A 20588-nucleotide genomic window follows, 5' to 3' on the forward strand; every position below is an offset into this window, starting at 1 on the left:
ATATCCCCTTTCTGATCAAAGCGCCACCAGGCTGGCTTCCTACAATTCGTTCACTATCCGCAGAACAACCAAGGAAGTGAACATGCCCGACGCCCTGCAACAACGTTGCCAGCACATTGTGACCAGCCCGGTGTTAACCCCGGAACAAAAACGTCATTTTCTGGCGCTGGAAGCGGAGAACAATCTGCCCTATCCCGCTCTGCCAGAGGCGGCCCGCGCCGCACTGGACGAGGGATTCATCTGCGACATGTTCGAAGGCCATGCGCCTTACAAACCGCGCTACGTGCTGCCGGACTACGCTAAATTTCTGGCTAACGGCTCAGAATGGCTGGAGCTGGAAGGGGCGAAAGATCTGGATGATGCCCTCTCGCTGCTCACTATCCTTTATCACCATGTTCCGTCCGTCACATCGATGCCGGTCTATCTGGGCCAGCTCGATGAAATACTCAGCCCCTATGTTAAAATTCTAACACAGGATGAAATCGATAGCCGAATAAAACGTTTCTGGCGTTACCTGGACAGAACGCTGCCCGATGCGTTTATGCATGCCAATATCGGCCCGGCGGATACGCCTGTCACCCGAGCCATCCTTCGCGCGGATGCAGAACTAAAGCAGGTTGCGCCGAACCTGACCTTTATCTACGATCCGGATGTAACCCCCAGCGATCTGCTGCTGAGCGTGGCGAAAAACATTTGTGAATGTAGTAAGCCGCATATTTCTAATGGCCCGGTGAATGATAAAATTTTCACAAAAGGTCGCTATGGCGTGGTGAGCTGTTACAACTCCCTGCCGCTGGCGGGCGGCGGCAGCACGCTGGTGCGCCTAAACCTGAAAGCGATTGCGGAACACAGCCGCTCACCGGAAGACTTTTTCACCCGTACCCTTCCCCACTACTGCCAGCAACAAATCGCGATCATTAATGCGCGCTGCGATTTTTTATATGAACAATCCGGCTTCTTTGAGAATAGCTTCCTGGTAAAAGAGGGGCTGATTGATGCCGATCGCTTTGTGCCGATGTTTGGCATGTACGGTCTGGCCGAAGCGGTGAACGTGCTGTGCCAGAAAGCAGGCATTACGGGACGTTACGGTAAGAACGAACAGGCCAATGCGCTGGGCTACCGCATCAGTGAACAGCTTGCGGCGTTTGTCGAAAACACGCCGGTGAAACACGGCTGGAAGCAGCGCGCGATGCTTCATGCGCAGTCGGGGATCAGCTCTGACTCGGGCACCACGCCGGGCGCGCGCCTGCCCTACGGCGACGAGCCGGATCCCATCAGCCACCTGCTGGCCGTTGCGCCGCACCACAAGCACTACGCTTCCGGGATCAGCGACATTCTGACGCTGGATGAAACGGTAAAACGTAACCCGCAGGCAGTGGTCCAGCTCTGTCTCGGCGCGTTCAGGGCGGGGATGCGCGAGTTTACCGCCAACGTTGCGGGTAACGATCTCGTGCGCGTTACCGGCTATATGGTGCGGTTATCGGATCTGGAGAAGTACCGGGAAGCCGGATCGCGCACCAACACCACCTGGCTCGGCGAGGAGGCCGCGCGCAATACCCGTATTCTGGAACGTCAGCCTCGCGTGATAAGTCATGAACAGCAGATGCGCTTTAGTTAGTCAGGTCATACCCTTCTCCTGCGTGGACGGGCCGGGCAGCCGCCTGGCGTTGTTCCTCCAGGGCTGTAACCTGCGCTGCAAAACCTGCCACAACCCGTGGACGATAGGGCGCTGCAACGACTGCGGCGACTGTGTACCCCACTGTCCGCATGATGCGCTGACGATTCAGGCCGGGCGCGTCTGGTGGCAGGAGAGTCACTGTCAGCAGTGCGACACCTGTCTGCACCTGTGTCAGCAGCAGGCGACGCCGATGGCGCAGCGCTATAGCGTCGAGGAGATCCTCTCCCGGGTGCTCACGTCCGCGCCGTTTATTGAGGGCGTGACCGTCAGCGGGGGTGAGGCCACCACGCAGCTGCCGTTTTTGGTTGCGCTTTTCACCGCGATCAAAGCCGATCCGTCCCTGCGCCATCTGACGTGCCTGGTGGACAGCAACGGCCTGTTAAGCGAAACCGGCTGGCAAAAGCTGTTTCCGGTGTTTGACGGCGCGATGGTGGATCTGAAAGCCTGGGGCAATGAACATCACCGTTTTCTGACCGGGCGCGAAAACACGCTGATCAAGCAGAGCATCCGCTGGCTGGCCGATCGTCATCGCCTGACGGAGCTGCGCCTGCTGGTGATCCCCGATCGGTGTGATTATCTGCAACATCTGCCATCGCTGACCGCTTTTATCCACACGTTGGGGAACGTTCCGGTGCGGATCAACGCGTTTCATGCCCATGGGGTTTACGGGGAGGCGGCGAGATGGCGGAGCGCCACGCCGGAGGACATCGAGCCGCTGGCGCAGGCCCTGGAACGGCAGCAGATCACGGTGATCCGCCCGGCCCTTTATCTATAGCGTGATGCCGAAGACCGCTCGGGTATTTTCCAGCAGCGCGCTGGCAATCACATCTTCAGGCTCCTGACGCAACTCACACAGCACATCAAAAACGCGCGCCGCCTGCTCCGGACGGTTAGGCTGGCCCTGAAAACCATTCAGCGGCATGTCAGGCGCATCCGTTTCCAGCAGGAGCGAGGTCAGCGGGAGCTGTGCCATCACATCACGGGTTTTGCTGGCACGCGGATAGGTAATGGTGCCACCGACGCCAATTTTATAGCCCAGCTCGATAAAACGCTGCGCCTGCTGAAGGCTTCCAGCGAAACCATGGACCACGCCCCTGCGCGGCACGTCGATGCGCTTCAGGTGCATCGCCAGTTTGTCATGGGTACGTCTGGAGTGGAGGATCACCGGCAGATCGTGGCGCTTTGCCAACCGGAGCTGCGCGTCCAGAATCGTCTGCTGGCGTTCAAACTGCGGATCTTCACGATAGAGATCGAGGCCGATCTCACCGATGGCAACCAGCTTCATATCCGCGTTTTGCAGCGTGGCATTCAGCCTGTCGAGATGGTCATCAAGATGGTGCTCAATAACGATCGGATGCAAACCCAACGCGGCATACAGCGCATCGTGCCCCCGGGCAAGCGCCAGAACTTTGTCGAATCTCGCCGCTTCAATAGCGGGCACAATAATGGCTCTCACACCGGCCTCAGCCGCACGCGCAAGACTGGATGTTTCCTCCCCGCTAAACGGCGGGAAATCAAAGTGGCAATGGGTATCGATAAAGCAGTGCGTCATGCCAGATCCTCGTTATCGAGTAAGCCATCGTTGGCCTGCGGCGCGTCCACCAGCGGCATCGCCACCGCGTCATTGGCCACAACGGCAGGCGGCAAAATGATGCTTTTATGCCGATGAAGAGGCGGTTGCTCGGCCAGCATTTTCCCGACGGTCGCCAGGAAGTAACGCCCGCACAGCCGCCCCGTTTTGTAATCCATACGCAACGCAGGCAGCCGACTGCCCAGCGCCATGCTCAACAGCGGCTTCGGCGGATAAATTTCAAAGATGCGCAGCTTGCCCGGTGGTTTTTCAATAAAACGCTGCATCGCGCCGTAGGTGGTTTCATGCTGCTTCGCAATATTCACCAGCGGTTGCAGGCTGCTGTCGCCCAGCCAGCGTTCCATCCGCTTAAACCACTGTGGGGTGTAATACATCTGCGAAGGCACCGTACGGATCACCACAATGGTTTTTGCCCCGCGCCGCGCCGCCTCCTGTACCGACACCGCGTCGCTGATACCACCGTCAAGATAGCTTACCCCCTTCAGCAACGCGCCGGTGCGGTAGAATCCCGGGATCGCGCTGGACGCGCGGATGATATCCAGCCAGTTCTCTTTCTGCGGCGAAAAGTAACCCGGCGAATAGTCATCGCCACGGCTGGCGCACATCCAGAACTCTTTGCCGGTATCGAACAGTCGTGACGCGGTATCCATGGCCAGCGGCATCTGGCTGGAGGTGGCATCCAGTAACCAGTCGAGATCGATCAGGTTCCCGCCGCGCACGAAGCGTACCGGATTGAAGAATTCTTTCGAGGTGGTATAGCGCATAATCACTTTGCGCGCATAGCCGGGCTGGTTGCAGACATAGGCGGAGAGGTTCTGCGCCCCGGCAGAGGTACCGAAATAGAGATCGAACGGGTTGAATTGCGCGCGCATAAATTCGTCGAGCACGCCGGCGGTAAAAATACCGCGCTGCCCGCCCCCTTCACAGACCAGCGCAAGCTGGCCTGCATGAAACGGTTTTAACGTCAGCGGCGCAATATTGCCGAGCGTAACGGGAATTCGTTGCCCCACCTCTGCCTTCCTGTTTTCATTATTGTGATGAGACACAGTAACGCACTTCCCCGGTGGTTCTCAAACGAGAAAAAGCCAGTCACGAGGACTGGCTTGAGTTTGTTTAGTAAATATTGCGTTTGCTACGGGCGACGTCGACCCGTAAACAGGCTGACCAGGAACAGAATAATACCGACGACGAAGACAATTTTCGCTGCCCATGCCGCGGTACCCGCCAGTCCACCAAAGCCCAATGCGGCGGCAATTAACGCGATAACCAGAAATATAATGCCCCAACGAAACATAAGCCTCTCCTTTACCATAGTTAATGTCGGCCGCTAAACGTGAGCGCTCAGGTCACTCACCGGCTTTTCCAGAATCGTTTTTATTTCGCCCGCGGTTTTAAGCCTTACGGGCGAATGGTACTGCTTTACTTCGTTTTCAGATCGTTTTTGACGCTTTTCACACCATCAATAGCTTTCGCAATTGACTCGGCACGATCGCTCTGTGCCTGATTCTCAACCGTACCGGACAGCTGGACCACACCATCGGTGGTTTCAACTTTCACCATACGGGATGGCACGATGTCGTCAGCTAACAGTTTAGCTTTGATTTCGCTGGTAGTTGCTGCATCTCCGGCATAGCCCTTCACGGACGATTCTTTGCTGTCACGTACGTGCAGTTTGTCGCTGACGGAGCTTACGCCCTCAACACCTTTCGCCACTTTAACGGCTTCTTCAGCCTGGGTCTGGCTTTCAACGAAACCGCTCAGGGTGACAACCTTGTTGTCGGTTTTAACAGAAATATCGGTGCTCTTAATGGAGTCGTGATCCACCAATGCGGCTTTCACTTTTGCTGTGATTGAGCTGTCATCCATGAAATTACCGACTTTATTCATAGAGCTATCGATTTTTTCCCCTGCGGTATTGGCGGAACTTTGCGCTTTATCCATGGTGCTGGATTCCGCCAGAGCAGAACCGCTTACCAGGACACTACCCAACGTTACAGCCAGCAGAGTTTTAGAAATCTTCAGTCTTGTCATATTCATCGATTTATTCCTGTGTTTTGCCCGTTATTTGGGCGACATACTTCCCTAAATCTTGGTTTTATATATTGCGAATTAACACCGGGGCAAAATGGAGAACCAATGGACATGCATTGAACAGTTAATTCATCCACGCCCGGTGCTAAACACTGAGTTAAATATAGATCACAATCAGAGGGGTGCATTCAGAATTGGGGAAAAAACGAACGAATAGCGAAAAATTGCGGTGAATTAAGAACATTCCGCAAGGGTTTAATAACACAGGAATTAAAGAAGAGCACGGCGGCTGCCGTGCTCTGAGAGGGAATTAATGCTCGCGCGTTTTGCGGAACTGAACATCAGGATAACGTTCCTGCGTCAGGTTCAGGTTAACCATGGTCGGGGCGATATAGGTCAGGTTATCGCCACCGTCCAGCGCCAGCTGAACTTCGTTCTTACGTTTAAATTCTTCGAATTTCTTCACGTCTGAACATTCAACCCAGCGGGCGGTCGCCACGTTCACCGATTCGTAAATCGCTTCCACGTTGTACTCGCTCTTAAGACGGGCAACCACCACGTCAAACTGGAGCACACCCACCGCGCCCACGATCAGATCGTTGTTAGCAATAGGGCGGAACACCTGTACAGCCCCCTCTTCGGAAAGCTGGACCAGGCCTTTCAGCAGTTGCTTCTGCTTCAGCGGATCGCGCAGGCGAATGCGGCGGAACAGTTCCGGCGCGAAGTTCGGGATACCGGTGAACTTCATCATCTCGCCCTGCGTGAAGGTATCGCCAATCTGAATGGTACCGTGGTTGTGTAAACCAATGATGTCACCCGGATAGGCTTCTTCTACATGCGAACGGTCGCCCGCCATGAAGGTCAGCGCGTCGGAGATCACCACGTCTTTACCGATACGGACCTGACGCAGCTTCATGCCCTTCTCGTACTTACCGGAGACCACGCGCATAAAGGCAACGCGGTCGCGGTGTTTCGGGTCCATGTTGGCCTGAATTTTAAAGACGAAGCCGGAGAACTTCTCTTCCTTTGCTTCTACTTCGCGGGTGTCGGTTTTACGCGGCATTGGCTGCGGGGCCCACTCCACCAGACCGTCGAGCATATGGTCAACGCCGAAGTTGCCGAGGGCGGTACCGAAGAAGACCGGGGTAATTTCACCGCTCAGGAACAGCTCTCGGTCGAACTCGTGCGACGCGCCTTTAACCAGCTCCAGCTCATCGCGCAGCTGCGCGGCCAGCTCTTCACCGACCGCTGCGTCCAGATCCGGGTTGTCCAGACCTTTCACGATGCGCACTTCCTGAATGGTGTGACCCTTACCGGTCTGGTACAGGTAGGTTTCGTCTTTATAGAGGTGGTAAACCCCTTTGAACAGCTTGCCGCAGCCAATCGGCCAGGTGATTGGCGCGCAGGCAATCTTCAGCTCGTTTTCCACTTCATCCATCAGCTCCATCGGATCACGGATGTCACGGTCGAGTTTGTTCATAAAGGTGAGGATCGGCGTATCGCGCAGACGGGTGACTTCCATCAGCTTGCGGGTACGATCTTCAACACCTTTCGCGGCGTCGATCACCATCAGGCAGCAGTCCACCGCCGTCAGGGTACGGTAGGTATCTTCGGAGAAGTCTTCGTGCCCCGGGGTGTCCAGCAGGTTCACCAGACAGTCGTGATACGGGAACTGCATCACGGAGGTGGTAATCGAAATACCACGCTGCTTTTCCATCTCCATCCAGTCGGATTTAGCATGCTGGCTGGAGCCACGGCCTTTAACGGTACCCGCGGTCTGGATCGCCTGTCCGAACAGCAACACCTTCTCGGTGATGGTCGTTTTACCGGCATCCGGGTGCGAGATAATGGCAAAAGTGCGGCGTTTGGCCACCTCTTGCAGATAAGGAGACAACGTCATAATCAATTCTTCTTAGGTAAGCGCGGCAGCAGGCCGCGCATCATGGAATACGAAAAATGCGGCTATTTTACCCATCAACAGGGGGCAGGCAATCATTGTTTACACAGGAGCTGCTCCAGTTCGTTCAATGACGTAACGGTCCAGGTCGGCTCGATGCCTTCCGGCAGCATGCGGCCATGCGCATTCAGCCAGACGGTCGACAGGCCCGATCTCATACCTCCCAGAATATCAGATTCTGCCGTATCCCCCACCATCAGCACGCGATCGCGGTCAGGATTGCCCGCTTGCGCCAACGCATAATCGAAAATACGCGGATCCGGCTTCGGTACGCCCACCTCTTCGGAGATCACCAGCGCGTCGAAATGATCGCGCAGGCCGGTGCGTTCAAGGCGAATCTGCTGAAGCGCGGTAAAGCCGTTGGTAATGATCCCAAGCTTCACCTTCCCTTTCAGCGAATCCAGCAAAGAAACGGCGCCGGGCAGCGGCGCGCAGATATCCGCCATCGCATTCAGGAAGGCCTCGTTCAGCACCCCAGGACTCACGTTTAACCGTTCAGCCCACACGTCAAAACGCTGATGCTGAAGCTGTAACGCGGTGATGGCTCCGTTCTGGTAATCCACCCACAGCGGTTTGTTCACCGCCTGATAGTCCTGAAAATCTTCCGCGGTGAACGTCACGCTATAGTCGAGAAACATCCGCTGTAGGCCGCCGAACGAGTCAAACGTAAACAGCGTTTCGTCGGCATCAAAGAAAATCCAGTCCCATTTCATCGTTACAACCTTATTTTCGTTATCCAATCGGCAGAGCCATGATAATGGCGTCTTCACGTCCCTCTGCGGTGGGGTAGTAGTTACGGCGGATAGTCGCCTCGTTGAAGCCTAAGCTTTCATAGAGCGCGATGGCGGCGACATTGGACGCGCGCACCTCCAGCCACAGGGTGAAAACGTCACGGGTTTCCAGCTCACGAATGAGGTGCTCAAGCAGTTCCCTGCCCAGCCCGCGGCGCTGGTATGCGGGATCGACCGCGATATTAAACAGCGTCGCCTCGTCCAGAACGACCTGCGTGATGGCGAACGCAGCCATCGCACCGTCAACGTCCAGGCGGAGATTTAAATAGCGTTCGCCCTGATTGCTGGCAAACGTCTTTTCGCTCCACGGAAAGGCATGGGCGCGGGTTTCAATCGCGAACGCGGTGGTCAGGTCAGCCGTCGTGAGGGAAGAAATCGTGTTCATATTCGCAAATTTGTTGCCATAGCGCGCTACGCGCTTTTGGGTTGGCTTTCAGTTCGTCCAGCGCTGGAGAACTGATCTGGCTTCCTTCAAGGGGTAGCTCATCCACCGCCCCGATTCGCCAGCTGTTACAGCGGCTGTCAGAGGGAAGCATCGCGACGCTTTCGGGCGCCAGCTGTAATACCTGATCGTGGGTCACCTTCAGGCTGCGAAGGACATCCTCAATCAGGGGCTCGTTCAGGGCAGGCGGCGCTTCTGCCACCATCACCAGGCGGACATGCGCAGGGATGGAGATGGCTATTTCGCCCCGCAACGCCGTCGGGCGACGCAAAGCCCACTGGGTGATGCCCAGTTGCTGCAACTGCCAGTCTCGTCGGGATGTCATAGCGAAAACTCCTGTCTCTCAGGCGCGCAAATATAGCAAATGTGTCGAAACTGCGCCATCTACCTACTATAATCCCCGCCTGAGTTTATTGAGGAACAATTCATGTCTGCATTTACCCCGGCAAGTGAAGTCTTGCTGCGTCACAGTGATGATTTCGAAGAGAGCCGTATTCTGTTTGCCGGAGATATGCAGGATGACCTGCCCGCACGTTTCGACTGTGCTGAAAGCCGTGCCCACACCCAGTACTATCACCACTGGCAGGTGCTGAGCCGTCAGATGGGCGAGCGCGCGCGCTTTAGCCTGGCGGCGGAGCAGAGCGATATTGCTGACTGCGATACGCTCATTTACTACTGGCCAAAAAACAAGCCGGAAGCCCAGTTCCAGCTGATGAACCTGCTTTCTCTGCTGCCGGTCGGCTGCGATATTTTTGTTGTCGGTGAAAACCGCAGCGGGGTGCGTAGCGCAGAACAGATGCTCGAAGCCTGGGCGCCGCTGACGAAAATCGACAGCGCCCGTCGCTGCGGCCTGTACCATGGTCGTCTGGAAAAACAGACCACCTTCGATGCCGACGCCTTCTGGGACGAGTACCAGCTTGAAGGCCTGACCATTAAAACCCTGCCGGGCGTGTTCAGCCGTGATGCGCTCGATACGGGCAGTAAGCTGCTGCTGTCCACCCTGACGCCTCATACCAAGGGCAAAGTGCTGGACGTCGGCTGTGGCGCGGGCGTGCTGTCATCGGTTCTCGCCAGTCACTCACCAAAAGTGCGTTTAACCCTGTGTGACGTGAGCGCTCCGGCGGTAGAAGCCAGCCGCGCCACGCTTGCTGCGAATGGCATTGAAGGTGACGTGATTGCCAGCAACGTCTTCTCCGATGTGACCGGTCGCTTTGACATGATCATCTCTAACCCGCCGTTCCACGACGGAATGGAGACCAGCCTTGAAGCGGCGCAAACGCTGATCCGTGGCGCAACCCGTCACCTCAACAGCGGCGGTGAGCTGCGTATTGTGGCGAACGCCTTCCTCGCATACCCGAAAGTGCTGGATGAAACCTTTGGCTTCCACGAAGTGATCGCCCAGACGGGCCGCTTTAAGGTCTATCGCACCGTGATGACGCGCCAGGCGAAAAAGTAACCCCCCGGTCCGGCGATGGCTGACGCTGCCATCGCCCAATTTTGCAGCAATCAAAACAACGTGCGCAATTTTCTGTTGACGTAAAGCTGAAAACATCTAGAATGCGCCTCCGTGGTTACGATACTTTTACAGTGTCGATGGTATGCGAAGGTGGCGGAATTGGTAGACGCGCTAGCTTCAGGTGTTAGTGTCCTTACGGACGTGGGGGTTCAAGTCCCCCCCCTCGCACCATAAATCACGTTGATATTGCTCGCACTGGGCGAAGGTGGCGGAATTGGTAGACGCGCTAGCTTCAGGTGTTAGTGTCCTTAGGATGTGGGGGTTCGAGTCCCCCCCCTCGCACCAACGAGGCGATATCAAACCAGTAAGATGACTGTGCGAAGGTGGCGGAATTGGTAGACGCGCTAGCTTCAGGTGTTAGTGTCCTTACGGACGTGGGGGTTCAAGTCCCCCCCCTCGCACCAATTATCTTACATCCTCTCAGAAGTCCCTCTTATTTTTCTCTTTTATTTCAAACTCATCAGAATCACAAGCAGTCCACTGATTAGCGCCACGCATGAAGGCAGCAGGACATAATGCCGTAACTGTTTGTGCCAGATCATCGCGGATGTCACCAGCAAGCCTGAAACAATCATTGCTTTCCAGACATCAATGGGGAGATCGGTAAACATCAGCCCACCGATAATGGAACCAGGCAGTAATATTCCCCACCCACTTCCCAGCGCTTTGCTCAACACGGTTTCACCTCTCGCACTGATAATGATAACCAGTATCATATGATAGTAATTATCACTTGTCAGCAGGCGACGTAAGAAATTGCGCCAGCAATTGCTTTCCCATAATGACAGAGAATGTGTAAGGTGATAAATTGCCCACCTGTTAACTTCCGATAAAGTTTTTCTGATAATAAAAATTCAATTTTGTAGCGACCAATATTACACAACAACACCTTGCTCATTGTTTTAATTGAGTTTTAATAAAAACGCACGCATATGACATCACAATCCTGGCTGTCTTTAGTCAACAAGAAATATCAGCTATCTTTACGTTTGTTTTTATTTCTGAACGCCGCATCAGCATTGTTCTCGGTAACAAATCCTCTCTATTCCGTGCGTGTGTTATCAGTCCCGCTCTTTGCCGTACTGACTATCAGCACAGGCTTACTTATCTGGCACTGGAAAAACAGCACGCGAAAAATAAATATCCCTGTTGTTTCAGCTATTTTTGGTCTTTTATGGGCCTGGCAGATCGTCTCTAAATTTCTGTTAATCACGCACGATCACGCGACCTATTTAATGATGGCGCTATTAACAGTGCTTTTTATAGGGTCTCTGGCGTTCGCGAGTAATATTAAAGCCTTTACGTTACATTCATTTCCCGCATTTATATCCTGCCTGTGGCTTAGCCCGTCCGAAAACTGGCTGAGAATGGCCTATTTTTTCGCGCTGCCGGTGGTCGCCATTGGTATCCACCATGTTCTTCAGCGGCGCAATGACCGTTTCGCCCAGGAGCTGCTTTCCGAACTGCTGGAGGAGCGCGAAACCCTGACCGATCTTAGCATGATGGACCCGCTCACCGGCCTGTATAACCGTCGCGGGCTGCAAAGCCGGCTGGAGAACCTTTCCAGGCCTGACGCTGGCGAGCACTTCGTGCTGCTGATGGATATCGACCACTTCAAAGCCTACAACGACCATTACGGCCATATGATGGGCGATCAGGCCTTGATCAGGGTCTCGGCTGCGATACGCGACGCCGTGCGCTCACGCGATGTTGTCGCCCGGTTTGGCGGGGAAGAATTTATGGTGCTGTTGAGTAACATCCCGCTGGAGCAAGCGCGCCAGACGGCTGAACGCATACGTCAGAAGGTTTACGATCTTAAAATCCCCCATATGTTTAACGAAAGCGTCGCCACTAACGTGACCATCAGCATCGGCATCGCCATGTTCGAAGGTGAAGACGTTGAGGGCGCGCTGGCGAAAGCGGATAAAGCCCTCTATGAAGCCAAGCATATGGGACGTAACAGCATTCTGCTGAGCGAAGAGCTTCATACTGCCTGAAACCGCCTTCACAGCGCCAGGATAAAACGCTTGCGCTTGGTTTTATCTATAGTTAGGATTGGCAATCATTATCATTTAGATTTGTAATCCACACTATGGCGACTCGTACCGCACACATCGTTGAGCCCCTGCTCTGGCGAGCTCCACTCTCCGCCGGGGAAACGACGCTTGCGGATGCCATTCGGGAAAAAATTGCCGTAACGCGCGCCCATCTGCTGGATTTCATCAAACTGGATGAAGCACCGCCGCATCATGCGCTGACGCTGACTGAGTGGCAACGTCCTGCCGAGCTGCGGTCGCTGCTGGCAACCTATTCCGACCATATTTATCGTAACCAACCTACCCTGACGCGGGAAAATAAACCGCTGTTATCCCTCTGGGCACAGTGGTATATCGGGCTGATGGTGCCGCCTGTCATGCTAGCCCTGCTGACCCAGGAAACGATGCTCGATCTCTCGTCGGAACATTTTCATGTTGAATTTCATGAAACCGGGCGCGCTGCCTGTTTCTGGATTGATGTACATGAAGATCCGAGCGCGAGACACCTGTCAGCGCAGGCGCGTATGGAACGGCTGATTACAAGAGCGCTGGTTCCGGTCATTGATGCGCTGGAAGCGACGGGAGAGATTAACGGCAAACTGATCTGGAGTAATACCGGGTATCTTATCCACTGGTATTTAACGGAAATGAAGCCGCTGCTCGGCGACGAGAAAGTGGATGCACTGCGTCAGAGCTGTTTCTTTGCCAGACAGCTGTCGGATGGACGGGATAACCCTCTTTACCGCACCGTGGTTCCGCGTGAGGGACTTCTGGTACGTCGTACCTGCTGTCAGCGCTACCGTCTGCCGGACGTCCAGCAGTGCGGCGATTGCACGCTTAAGTAGTCTGGCCCGGCCTGATACCCGCAGTGAGAGAGAACAAACACTAAAAACGGCAACCTGCGTTGCCGTTTTGCTTTTACCTAAGCGACCTGCTGATTTTCCTCTTCTCCATTACGCTGTGCTTCTTCCGCTTCCTGCTGAAGCAACTGTTTCTCGTACACCTTGAAGAACGGGAAATAGATAATGGCGGAAACGCAGGCCAAAACCAGCACCAGAATGGCTGCACGGAAATCCCAGCCCAGCGCCCAGGCGGCACCAACCGGAGCCGGTGCCGTCCACGGCACGACGGAAATTACGCGGCCAATCAGATCAAACTTCATCGCTGCCCATGCCAGCACGGCATTAACCATCGGCGCCAGCAGGAAAGGAATAAAGAACACCGGGTTCATCACAATCGGCGTACCGAAAATCACCGGCTCATTGATATTGAAAATGCTTGGCACCACGCTCAGACGTCCAATAGAGCGCAGGTGCGCGGAGCGGCTACGCAGATAGCAGAACACCAGACCCATCGTCGCCCCCGATCCGCCGATAACGATAAAGAACGTCCAGAAGGCTTCCATAAAGATGTGTGGCAAAGGCTGGCTTGCCGCCAGCGCGGTCTGGTTCGCCCCCAGGTTCGTCAGCCAGAACATTTGCAGCATCCCGGAGACAATCGCCGCGCCGTGGATCCCGGCAAACCACAGCAGGTGGCCAATCAGCACCGCCAGCAGGATCGCAGGCAGCGAGTCAGCCGCAGAGACCAGCGGTTTGAATATCGACATGATGGCCTGTGGGATCAGCATACCGAACTGCGACTGGATCAGCAGACTCAGCGGATAGAGCGTCAGCACCACCACCAGCACCGGGATCAGCAGATCAAACGAGTTTTTGATCATCGGCGGAACCTGGTCTGGCAGGCGGATCCCGATATTGTGTGCTTTCAGGAAACGCATCATCTCAACGCAATAGATCGCCACCAGAATCGCGGTGAAAATACCGGTCCCTCCCAGGCTATCGACCGGCAAAGCGCCTTTGGTTTTAGGGGCGGCGACCAGCAGGAACGCCATCAGCGACAGCATCGCGCACATGAACGGATCCAGCTGATGGGTTTTAACGTAATGTTTGCCCAGGTTGTAGGCAATAGCCGCACAGATATAAAGGGACATCACCCCCATTGTCATATCAAACGGCGTCAGAATTTGGCCTTCAAACTGCTTCGCCATATCCAGCCAGGCGCGAGCAAAACCCCAGGTGGTATCAGGCGAAAAAGGTGGGTAAGCGAACACTAACAGAAACGAGCCCACAATCATAAACGGCATCGCTGAGATAAACCCGTCACGAATAGCCATAACGTGACGCTGGGAAGAGATGCGCCCGGCAATAGGGCTAACATAATTTTCAACGAAGCGGAAAATCAGATTAAATGCAGCATGGTTGGCAGACATAGCAGATCTCCTGTCATACGTTCGTTTCGGACGTTCTCACGTCACACGTTGTTCCATACATCAGCGTCACAACCTTGCCGGATCGTGTACCTGCGGTACTGCTCAAACGGAATGGTTTCATAATTAGCTCTTATTATTAGATACAGGGGAAGTTACACACTCAGTATTAATCTCTGCATCACGCTCTGCAACCGGTTACTGTAACCGGTTTCTGTGAATGTGAAGGCGATCCAGAAATCGCCCCTGACGGATATTTGTTACTTAAGGGATATTTACAGCGACTAAATTCTTATGACAGATTACGCAGGATATTTGTCAGGAGGAATCAATGAGTTTGCAGTCTGTACAACAGTTTTTTGCCGAACACGCTCCGGATATAGAGATCATTGAGCTTAACCAAAGCACAGCGACTGTTGCCCTTGCTGCTGCCGCGCACAACGTTGAACCCGGCCAAATTGCCAAAACGCTGTCACTAAAAATTAAAAATGACGTGATTCTGGTGGTTGCAAAAGGCGATGCGCGTCTGGATAACAAAAAGCTTAAAGAGACATTCGGCGCAAAAGCCCGCATGCTCAGCAGCGATGAGGTAGTCACCCTGACAGGTCATCCTGTTGGCGGCGTCTGCCCTTTCGGACTGGAAAACCCGCTTTCTGTTTACTGTGACATCACATTAAAACAATACGCGGAAGTGTTACCCGCAGCGGGCGCCATCCACAGTGCGGTGCGTATATCGCCCGACAGAATGGCGGAACTGACCGCAGCAAAATGGGTGGATGTGTGCATTTGAACGATGCGCCAGAAGCACTCTGGCGCATCATTTAACGCTAAGAGAATGAAGGAACGGTGAGAGCGGAACGACGAACTTCCCGGGCAGGGAGATGCGCCAGGATATCCGCCGCATCCAGTAATCCCACGTCAGAATTGACGCCCAGCTTTACCATGGCGTTAAACTTATGCGCCCGGATAGTTTTAATATTGCGTTCAAGCTGTGCTGCAATTTCAGGGATCGAAAAACCCGATGACATATAACGCAGAATCGCCCTCTCGGTTGGGCTTAACATACGATTGCTAACACACCAGTGATTGTACATGTTGTCGTTCACCTGATGCGTTTCGCTGAGTAATGTCTTCAGGCCCTCCATTAGCTGCTTTAGCGGAACCGATTTACTGATGATTCCATGCAAGCGAGAAGGCGAAAGATGGCTGACCAGCCTCGCCTCCATTTCGTCAGAGGCCAGCACAATACGCTGGACGTCGCTGTGGGTGAAGGTGAGATCCCGTAAACAGGCAAGACAGTTTCTCCGCTCCTCACGCTCATCAGACAGTGAATAGATAACCGCATAGAATGAGATATCCGAGAGCGCCGCTTTAAAGCTGGCGAATCTGCTAAACAGGTGCACCTGGTAATGGCTCAGGCTGGGCATCGCAAAGAGATGCTTCAGCCCCACAGCGCTCATTGAGCAGCTTTCGATGACGGCGATATGTCTTGTTGCAGTGGTCTTTTCCATTCCTCAAACTCTCCATAAGCCGACATTAAACTGAGTTCTCGCATTCCCTGGGTACTGCTTATCCACGCGTACATATCGGCATTACTGCGAAGTGATAAGCGACGCATTGCACTGTTTTTCTGTGCGCTGATCGTTTTATTACTTTTATTCAGTAGTGTGGCAATTTGGTTGATTCCCCAACCTTTACCGAGTAAACGCAACACCTTGCGTTCAGAGTGAGTGAGTGCAATCATTTGCTCACTCTCCTCTTCAATATCGGGCGTTTCCGGTATTAATAACGTCTGGCTTATTCGCTCGGCACGTTCACTGCCCGCGCGAATAGCGTTAATGACGCCTTCAATAGGCTCCATATCTGAAAGCAGCGTGCTTTCCGGACGCATAAGAAGCTCTACTGCAAGCGGATAAAGAGGACGCGAGACAAGGAATATCCAGTGAATATCCCGATACTGATTCATTAATCCATAATACTGCTCAAGCGTGCCGCGAGGATTACGATACTCACCCGAAATATCGGCAATAACGACCCCGGCGCGACGCAACTGAAGTAGCGTCAACTCCTGCATCGAACGGCAGTACGTTATCTCAAAATCGGGAAAATGACGCGACATGACGCCACCTAACCCATTTTGCATAACCGGCACTCTGCTAATCACAACTCCGTGTTTACCATTCAATGGCAACATAGACCCTCCATGTCATGAATTCATTATTTAAGAACGAACTAACCCTACGAGGTTAAACACGTTTGTATTCCTTAGTACAAAACGGCTTAATATTCGTAAACCAGAAGAAATGTCACATGGGTTATGAAACGCCCAATACAGTCTTAATATCGCATAAAGACTACAAGAATTTAATTCTGGTTGTGTGAAAAGATCGAAAATATGAAATTAGAAATACTTAATATATTTTTTTTATTAATTCTCGTCACATATTCATTAAATAAATAAAGGTACGGCCTCTTCGCCATGCTGGACACGCAACTGATCGCACAAATGTTGATCTGGCCCAGCGCAAAGGGCCCTGCCCTTTGTGTTAAAAGTAAGCAATCTCTCTTCTCTTCAGGGCGTTTCATGCAGGCAGATCGGTCTACGCAACGTGCTACCACGCGGCTATGTATTCAGTGCGGACTTTTTCTCTTACAACACGGGGCAGAAAGCGCCCTCGTCGAAGAACTTTCCACACGCCTTGGTCTGGCGCTGGGGATGGACAGCGTTGAGAGCTCCATCTCGTCAAATGCCATTGTACTGACCACCATTAAAGACGGACAGTGCCTCACCTCCACTCGTAAAAATCATGACCGCGGCATTAACATGCACGTCGTGACGGAAGTGCAGCACATTGTGATCCTTGCTGAACACAGGCTGCTCGATCTGCGGGAAATAGAGAAACGCTTCAACCAGATCAAACCTCTCCGGTATCCACGCTGGCTGGTTGTGCTGATGGTGGGACTCTCCTGCGCCTGCTTCTGCAAGCTCAACGCGGGCGGCTGGGACGGCGCTGTCGTGACCTTCTTTGCCAGCAGCATCGCGATGTATGTCCGCCAGTTGTTGACGCACAGGCAACTGCATCCGCAAATTAACTTCTGCATCACGGCATTTGTGGCGACAACCGTATCCGGCCTGCTTTTGCGCCAGCCTTACTTCGCCAGCACGCCTACTGTTGCGATGGCCGCCAGCGTATTGCTGCTGGTGCCGGGTTTTCCCTTAATCAATGCCGTCGCTGATATGTTCAAAGGCCACATCAACACCGGTCTGGCGCGCTGGGCGATAGCCAGCCTGCTGACGCTAGCGACCTGTATCGGGGTGGTAATGGCCATGACACTCTGGGGGTTACGCGGATGGGCGTGATCGATTTTCTGCTCGCACTGGCGCAGGACATGCTCCTGGCAGCCCTTCCCGCCGTTGGCTTTGCGATGGTGTTTAACGTCCCGCAACGTGCATTACCCTGGTGTGCGCTGCTGGGTGCCATTGGCCACGGGTCACGTATGATCATGATGACCGCGGGCTTTAATATCGAATGGTCGACGTTTATCGCCTCCATGCTGGTCGGCAGCATCGGTATTCAGTGGTCCCGCTGGTATCTGGCGCATCCGAAGGTGTTCACCGTGGCGGCAGTCATTCCTATGTTCCCGGGTATTTCAGCCTATACGGCGATGATTTCCGCAGTCAAAATCAGCCACTTTGGCTACAGCGAACCGCAGATGATCCTGCTTCTGAGCAACTTCCTTAAAGCCTCGTCGATTGTGGGCGCGCTCTCCATCGGCCTGTCGATCCCCGGCTTATGGCTTTACCGCAAACGTCCACGCGTATAATAAAATAGCTTGCAATTGTATCGCGCACTATCTATATTCATTTCATGGATGCAAAAATGAACGACACCACTAACGCGCTTCTGCTGGATAACCAGCTCTGTTTTGCCCTCTATTCGGCAAATCTGGCGCTTAACAAGCTCTACCGGCAACTGCTGGCGCCGCTTAACCTGACCTACCCGCAATACCTGGTGATGCTGGTGCTGTGGGAGCAGGATGATATTACGGTATCAGACATTGGCGAGCGGCTGTTCCTGGATTCCGCCACGCTGACGCCCCTGCTGAAACGCCTGGAAAGTGCAGGATTAATCTTCCGCCAGCGTTCCCGTCAGGATGAGCGTCAGGTCGCCGTCACCCTGAGCGACGCGGGTCGGGCGCTGCAACAGCAGGCCGTGACGATACCCCACGCCGTGGGCTGTGCAGCGCAGTGTGATACCGACACCATGCTGGCGCTCAAGCACCAGCTCGAACTTTTGCGCCAACAGCTTCATCGCGCGTAAGGCTATACTTTACGCGCCTGATTTTAACTTAATACATCGCGCGCTATTTAATAGTGCATATAAACGTAAGATGAGGAACCTGCCATGTCTTTAGAAAAAGTTGTTTACACTGCCAAAGCCAAAGCAACCGGAGGCCGTGATGGCCGCGCAACGTCTTCCGATGGCGTTCTGGATGTCAAACTGGGTGTCCCCAAAGAGATGGGTGGCATGGGGGGTGAAGTAACCAACCCTGAACAGCTGTTCGCTGCGGGCTACTCCGCCTGCTTCCTGGGCGCAATGAAGTTCGTTGCGGCACGCGACAAATTCGCTCTGCCAAAAGATGCCTTTATTGAAGGCGAAGTGGGGATTGGCCCGCTGCCAACCGGTTTTGGTATCGAAGCGAAGCTGAACATCCACGTTGAAGGGATGGACGCAGCGGAAGCCAAAAAACTGGTGGATGCGGCGCATATCGTCTGTCCGTACTCTAACGCGACGCGCGGCAATATCGACGTGACGCTGAACATCATCGCGTAATCAGCTCCTGTGATTTTAGCCCCGGTAAGCGTAACGCCGCCGGGGAAATCCTCTCCTTTCCTCTCCTCTCTCTGTGCTACCATAACCCTCAATCACGCCCGTAGTAATCAGTTGAGAAAGTGTTATGTCCTCCAGAATCCTGACCACCAGCATTGCTGGCATTGATGCCTTTATGCGCGATCCTCGCGGTGTGTTGACGCACGCCGAAGGCGGCACGCTCGCGGTATTTGCCGACAACGCCCCGGCGTTTTATGCGGTCACGCCGGAACGTCTGGCGCAGCTTCTGGAAATTGAAGCGAAGCTGTCGCGCCCGGCGAGCGATGTCATGCTGGATAATCAGTTTTTTGACGAACCCGCCAGCGCTCCGGTGGCCGTTCCAATGGGGAAATTTCCCATGTACGCCGGTTGGCAGCCGGACGCCGATTTTCAGCGGCAGGCGGCCTTATGGGGAATAGCCCTCGCGCAGCCCGCGACGCCAGAAGAGCTGGCGGCCTTTACCGCTTACTGGCAGGCTGAAGGAAAAGTCTTCCACCATGTTCAGTGGCAGCAAAAGTTCGCACGCAGTCTGCAAATCAACCGCGCCAGCAACAATGGCCAGCCAAAACGTGATATCAATGCCTTTTCAGAACCGGACAAAAAAATCCCTGATGGATTCCGAGGTGCGAAATGAAAAACGTCGGCGACCTGATGAAACGTTTGCAGAAGATGATGCCCGCCAACGTGAAGCCCGCCTTCACCACCGGTGAAGAGCTGCTGGCGTGGCAAAAAGAGCAGGGTAAAATTTGCGCGGCTGCCCTCGCCCGCGAAAACCGCGCGATGAAAATGCAGCGCACCTTTAACCGCTCTGGCATTCGCCCTCTGCACCAGAACTGCTCCTTCGAGAATTATAAGGTCGAGTCGCAGGGGCAGATGAACGCCCTCAACCAGGCGCGCCAGTATGTGGATGAATTTGACGGCAACATTGCCAGTTTCATCTTTAGCGGAAAACCCGGCACGGGGAAAAATCACCTTGCGGCCGCTATCTGCAACGAGCTGCTGCTGCGCGGGAAGTCAGTGCTGATTATCACCGTGGCCGATATTATGTCCGCCATGAAGGACACCTTCAGCAACCGCGAAACCAGCGAAGAACAGCTGCTGAATGATTTAAGTAACGTGGATTTGCTGGTCATCGACGAGATCGGCGTCCAGACGGAGTCCCGCTACGAAAAAGTGATCATCAATCAGATTGTCGATCGCCGTTCGTCGTCAAAACGCCCAACCGGTATGCTGACGAACCACAATATCGACGAGATGACCCGACTTCTTGGCGAGCGGGTGATGGATCGCATGAAGCTGGGTAACAGCCTGTACGTCATCTTCGACTGGGACAGCTATCGCAGCCGCGTCACCGGCAAAGAGTATTAAGATATTTCCAGGGAGCGCCGGAAGAGCAGAGGTATATACTG

Annotated in this window: 24 protein-coding genes and 3 tRNA genes; 15 read left to right on the forward strand and 12 right to left on the reverse strand. The window is 54.0% G+C overall.

Annotation, left to right across the window (positions count from 1 at the left end):
• The first annotated feature begins 82 nt into the window (after positions 1 to 82).
• The gene (locus DD597_RS06845; RefSeq protein WP_022650366.1) at positions 83 to 1618 is read left to right on the forward strand and encodes a YjjI family glycine radical enzyme; all 1536 of its coding nucleotides are present in this window, start codon (positions 83 to 85) and stop codon (positions 1616 to 1618) included.
• Complete coding sequence (locus tag DD597_RS06850) at positions 1593 to 2453, forward strand: YjjW family glycine radical enzyme activase (protein WP_023324124.1); 861 nt, start codon at positions 1593 to 1595, stop codon at positions 2451 to 2453. The genes DD597_RS06845 and DD597_RS06850 overlap by 26 nt, the downstream gene beginning before the upstream one ends.
• Here the strand turns inward: DD597_RS06850 and DD597_RS06855 are convergent.
• The 8 genes from DD597_RS06855 to DD597_RS06890 all read right to left on the reverse strand — a co-directional run bounded on the left by DD597_RS06855 (position 2448) and on the right by DD597_RS06890 (position 8815).
• Positions 2448 to 3230, reverse strand: coding sequence for a TatD family hydrolase (locus DD597_RS06855; protein WP_023324123.1), 783 nt, complete (start codon positions 3228 to 3230; stop codon positions 2448 to 2450). The two genes, DD597_RS06850 and DD597_RS06855, sit on opposite strands and share 6 nt — an antisense overlap.
• Positions 3227 to 4279 (reverse strand): patatin family protein, encoded by a 1053-nt coding sequence (locus DD597_RS06860; protein ID WP_129256035.1) that lies wholly within the window; start codon positions 4277 to 4279, stop codon positions 3227 to 3229. Before DD597_RS06860 ends, DD597_RS06855 begins: the two co-directional genes overlap by 4 nt.
• Positions 4280 to 4401: 122 nt before the next feature.
• Positions 4402 to 4563 (reverse strand): DUF1328 domain-containing protein, encoded by a 162-nt coding sequence (locus tag DD597_RS06865; RefSeq protein WP_003856556.1) that lies wholly within the window; start codon positions 4561 to 4563, stop codon positions 4402 to 4404.
• A gap of 125 nt (positions 4564 to 4688) precedes the next feature.
• Positions 4689 to 5306, reverse strand: a complete 618-nt coding sequence (gene osmY / locus DD597_RS06870; protein WP_003856559.1) for a molecular chaperone OsmY — start codon at positions 5304 to 5306, stop codon at positions 4689 to 4691.
• Positions 5307 to 5610: 304 nt separating this feature from the next.
• A complete protein-coding gene (gene prfC, locus DD597_RS06875; RefSeq protein ID WP_003856562.1) occupies positions 5611 to 7200 on the reverse strand; it encodes a peptide chain release factor 3 in 1590 nt (529 codons plus the stop codon).
• Between the two features lie 92 nt (positions 7201 to 7292).
• Positions 7293 to 7970, reverse strand: coding sequence for a pyrimidine 5'-nucleotidase (gene yjjG / locus DD597_RS06880; protein ID WP_003856564.1), 678 nt, complete (start codon positions 7968 to 7970; stop codon positions 7293 to 7295).
• A gap of 19 nt (positions 7971 to 7989) precedes the next feature.
• Positions 7990 to 8433, reverse strand: a complete 444-nt coding sequence (rimI, locus tag DD597_RS06885) for a ribosomal protein S18-alanine N-acetyltransferase (RefSeq protein WP_003856565.1) — start codon at positions 8431 to 8433, stop codon at positions 7990 to 7992.
• Complete coding sequence (locus DD597_RS06890; RefSeq protein ID WP_003856566.1) at positions 8402 to 8815, reverse strand: DNA polymerase III subunit psi; 414 nt, start codon at positions 8813 to 8815, stop codon at positions 8402 to 8404. The genes rimI and DD597_RS06890 overlap by 32 nt, the downstream gene beginning before the upstream one ends.
• 102 nt (positions 8816 to 8917) lie before the next feature.
• Here DD597_RS06890 and rsmC point away from each other — a divergent pair, with 102 nt between their 5' ends.
• From rsmC to DD597_RS06910, 4 genes are all read left to right on the forward strand, one after another.
• Positions 8918 to 9946, forward strand: a complete 1029-nt coding sequence (rsmC, locus tag DD597_RS06895; RefSeq protein ID WP_003856567.1) for a 16S rRNA (guanine(1207)-N(2))-methyltransferase RsmC — start codon at positions 8918 to 8920, stop codon at positions 9944 to 9946.
• Between the two features lie 144 nt (positions 9947 to 10090).
• Positions 10091 to 10177 (forward strand) — tRNA-Leu (locus tag DD597_RS06900).
• A gap of 28 nt (positions 10178 to 10205) precedes the next feature.
• Positions 10206 to 10291, forward strand: a tRNA-Leu gene (locus tag DD597_RS06905).
• Positions 10292 to 10323: 32 nt separating this feature from the next.
• Positions 10324 to 10410, forward strand: a tRNA-Leu gene (locus DD597_RS06910).
• 42 nt (positions 10411 to 10452) lie between these two features.
• On the opposite strand, the gene DD597_RS06915 is transcribed toward DD597_RS06910, so the two are convergent.
• Positions 10453 to 10722 (reverse strand): DUF1435 domain-containing protein, encoded by a 270-nt coding sequence (locus tag DD597_RS06915; protein WP_129256036.1) that lies wholly within the window; start codon positions 10720 to 10722, stop codon positions 10453 to 10455.
• A 216-nt stretch (positions 10723 to 10938) separates the two neighbouring features.
• Between DD597_RS06915 and DD597_RS06920 the strand changes: the two genes are divergently transcribed.
• Positions 10939 to 12003 carry a GGDEF domain-containing protein gene (locus DD597_RS06920; RefSeq protein ID WP_129256037.1) on the forward strand — a complete coding sequence of 355 codons (1065 nt, stop codon included), beginning with the start codon at positions 10939 to 10941 and terminating at the stop codon, positions 12001 to 12003.
• A 95-nt stretch (positions 12004 to 12098) separates the two neighbouring features.
• The gene (gene fhuF, locus DD597_RS06925) at positions 12099 to 12887 is read left to right on the forward strand and encodes a siderophore-iron reductase FhuF (protein WP_003856570.1); all 789 of its coding nucleotides are present in this window, start codon (positions 12099 to 12101) and stop codon (positions 12885 to 12887) included.
• Between the two features lie 77 nt (positions 12888 to 12964).
• On the opposite strand, the gene DD597_RS06930 is transcribed toward fhuF, so the two are convergent.
• A complete protein-coding gene (locus DD597_RS06930) occupies positions 12965 to 14311 on the reverse strand; it encodes a PTS cellobiose transporter subunit IIC (RefSeq protein WP_003856571.1) in 1347 nt (448 codons plus the stop codon).
• 328 nt (positions 14312 to 14639) lie between these two features.
• On the opposite strand from DD597_RS06930, the gene DD597_RS06935 reads away from it, so the two are divergent.
• A complete protein-coding gene (locus DD597_RS06935; RefSeq protein WP_003856572.1) occupies positions 14640 to 15098 on the forward strand; it encodes a YbaK/EbsC family protein in 459 nt (152 codons plus the stop codon).
• Positions 15099 to 15135: 37 nt separating this feature from the next.
• Here the strand turns inward: DD597_RS06935 and bglJ are convergent, their stop codons facing one another.
• The gene (gene bglJ, locus DD597_RS06940; protein ID WP_003856573.1) at positions 15136 to 15768 is read right to left on the reverse strand and encodes a DNA-binding transcriptional activator BglJ; all 633 of its coding nucleotides are present in this window, start codon (positions 15766 to 15768) and stop codon (positions 15136 to 15138) included.
• Entirely contained in the window at positions 15765 to 16502 is a 738-nt protein-coding gene (locus DD597_RS06945; RefSeq protein ID WP_003856574.1) for a response regulator transcription factor, read from the reverse strand. The genes bglJ and DD597_RS06945 overlap by 4 nt, the downstream gene beginning before the upstream one ends.
• A 390-nt stretch (positions 16503 to 16892) precedes the next feature.
• On the opposite strand from DD597_RS06945, the gene DD597_RS06950 reads away from it, so the two are divergent.
• The 6 genes from DD597_RS06950 (at position 16893) to dnaC (ending at position 20547) form a co-directional block, all read left to right on the forward strand.
• Complete coding sequence (locus DD597_RS06950; RefSeq protein WP_003856575.1) at positions 16893 to 17669, forward strand: threonine/serine exporter ThrE family protein; 777 nt, start codon at positions 16893 to 16895, stop codon at positions 17667 to 17669.
• Positions 17660 to 18133, forward strand: a complete 474-nt coding sequence (locus tag DD597_RS06955) for a threonine/serine exporter (RefSeq protein ID WP_003856576.1) — start codon at positions 17660 to 17662, stop codon at positions 18131 to 18133. Before DD597_RS06950 ends, DD597_RS06955 begins: the two co-directional genes overlap by 10 nt.
• A gap of 44 nt (positions 18134 to 18177) precedes the next feature.
• Entirely contained in the window at positions 18178 to 18630 is a 453-nt protein-coding gene (locus tag DD597_RS06960; RefSeq protein ID WP_032608457.1) for a MarR family winged helix-turn-helix transcriptional regulator, read from the forward strand.
• A gap of 84 nt (positions 18631 to 18714) precedes the next feature.
• Positions 18715 to 19143 (forward strand): organic hydroperoxide resistance protein, encoded by a 429-nt coding sequence (locus DD597_RS06965; RefSeq protein WP_003856578.1) that lies wholly within the window; start codon positions 18715 to 18717, stop codon positions 19141 to 19143.
• A 124-nt stretch (positions 19144 to 19267) separates the two neighbouring features.
• A complete protein-coding gene (gene dnaT / locus DD597_RS06970) occupies positions 19268 to 19813 on the forward strand; it encodes a primosomal protein DnaT (RefSeq protein WP_003856579.1) in 546 nt (181 codons plus the stop codon).
• Positions 19810 to 20547 (forward strand): DNA replication protein DnaC, encoded by a 738-nt coding sequence (gene dnaC / locus DD597_RS06975; RefSeq protein ID WP_063868742.1) that lies wholly within the window; start codon positions 19810 to 19812, stop codon positions 20545 to 20547. Before dnaT ends, dnaC begins: the two co-directional genes overlap by 4 nt.
• Positions 20548 to 20588 lie beyond the last annotated feature (41 nt).

The sequence above is a fragment of the Enterobacter cloacae complex sp. 677-3DZ2D5B genome, assembly GCF_004136695.1.
In the GTDB taxonomy this organism is placed as follows: domain Bacteria; phylum Pseudomonadota; class Gammaproteobacteria; order Enterobacterales; family Enterobacteriaceae; genus Enterobacter; species Enterobacter hormaechei_C.

Bases quoted from the DNA above. Each gene is read 5' to 3' on its own strand.
- DD597_RS06930 (WP_003856571.1), bottom strand. From the start codon at position 14,311: ATGTCTGCCAACCATGCTGCATTTAATCTGATTTTCCGCTTCGTTGAA.
- osmY (WP_003856559.1), bottom strand. From the start codon at position 5,306: ATGAATATGACAAGACTGAAGATTTCTAAAACTCTGCTGGCTGTAACG.
- DD597_RS06865 (WP_003856556.1), bottom strand. From the start codon at position 4,563: ATGTTTCGTTGGGGCATTATATTTCTGGTTATCGCGTTAATTGCCGCC.
- dnaT (WP_003856579.1), top strand. From the start codon at position 19,268: ATGTCCTCCAGAATCCTGACCACCAGCATTGCTGGCATTGATGCCTTT.
- dnaC (WP_063868742.1), top strand. From the start codon at position 19,810: ATGAAAAACGTCGGCGACCTGATGAAACGTTTGCAGAAGATGATGCCC.
- DD597_RS06845 (WP_022650366.1), top strand. From the start codon at position 83: ATGCCCGACGCCCTGCAACAACGTTGCCAGCACATTGTGACCAGCCCG.
- fhuF (WP_003856570.1), top strand. From the start codon at position 12,099: ATGGCGACTCGTACCGCACACATCGTTGAGCCCCTGCTCTGGCGAGCT.
- DD597_RS06960 (WP_032608457.1), top strand. From the start codon at position 18,178: ATGGATGCAAAAATGAACGACACCACTAACGCGCTTCTGCTGGATAAC.
- bglJ (WP_003856573.1), bottom strand. From the start codon at position 15,768: ATGAGCGCTGTGGGGCTGAAGCATCTCTTTGCGATGCCCAGCCTGAGC.
- DD597_RS06850 (WP_023324124.1), top strand. From the start codon at position 1,593: ATGAACAGCAGATGCGCTTTAGTTAGTCAGGTCATACCCTTCTCCTGC.
- rimI (WP_003856565.1), bottom strand. From the start codon at position 8,433: ATGAACACGATTTCTTCCCTCACGACGGCTGACCTGACCACCGCGTTC.
- rsmC (WP_003856567.1), top strand. From the start codon at position 8,918: ATGTCTGCATTTACCCCGGCAAGTGAAGTCTTGCTGCGTCACAGTGAT.
- DD597_RS06955 (WP_003856576.1), top strand. From the start codon at position 17,660: ATGGGCGTGATCGATTTTCTGCTCGCACTGGCGCAGGACATGCTCCTG.
- yjjG (WP_003856564.1), bottom strand. From the start codon at position 7,970: ATGAAATGGGACTGGATTTTCTTTGATGCCGACGAAACGCTGTTTACG.
- DD597_RS06945 (WP_003856574.1), bottom strand. From the start codon at position 16,502: ATGTTGCCATTGAATGGTAAACACGGAGTTGTGATTAGCAGAGTGCCG.
- prfC (WP_003856562.1), bottom strand. From the start codon at position 7,200: ATGACGTTGTCTCCTTATCTGCAAGAGGTGGCCAAACGCCGCACTTTT.
- DD597_RS06965 (WP_003856578.1), top strand. From the start codon at position 18,715: ATGTCTTTAGAAAAAGTTGTTTACACTGCCAAAGCCAAAGCAACCGGA.
- DD597_RS06950 (WP_003856575.1), top strand. From the start codon at position 16,893: ATGCAGGCAGATCGGTCTACGCAACGTGCTACCACGCGGCTATGTATT.
- DD597_RS06890 (WP_003856566.1), bottom strand. From the start codon at position 8,815: ATGACATCCCGACGAGACTGGCAGTTGCAGCAACTGGGCATCACCCAG.
- DD597_RS06935 (WP_003856572.1), top strand. From the start codon at position 14,640: ATGAGTTTGCAGTCTGTACAACAGTTTTTTGCCGAACACGCTCCGGAT.
- DD597_RS06855 (WP_023324123.1), bottom strand. From the start codon at position 3,230: ATGACGCACTGCTTTATCGATACCCATTGCCACTTTGATTTCCCGCCG.
- DD597_RS06920 (WP_129256037.1), top strand. From the start codon at position 10,939: ATGACATCACAATCCTGGCTGTCTTTAGTCAACAAGAAATATCAGCTA.
- DD597_RS06915 (WP_129256036.1), bottom strand. From the start codon at position 10,722: ATGATACTGGTTATCATTATCAGTGCGAGAGGTGAAACCGTGTTGAGC.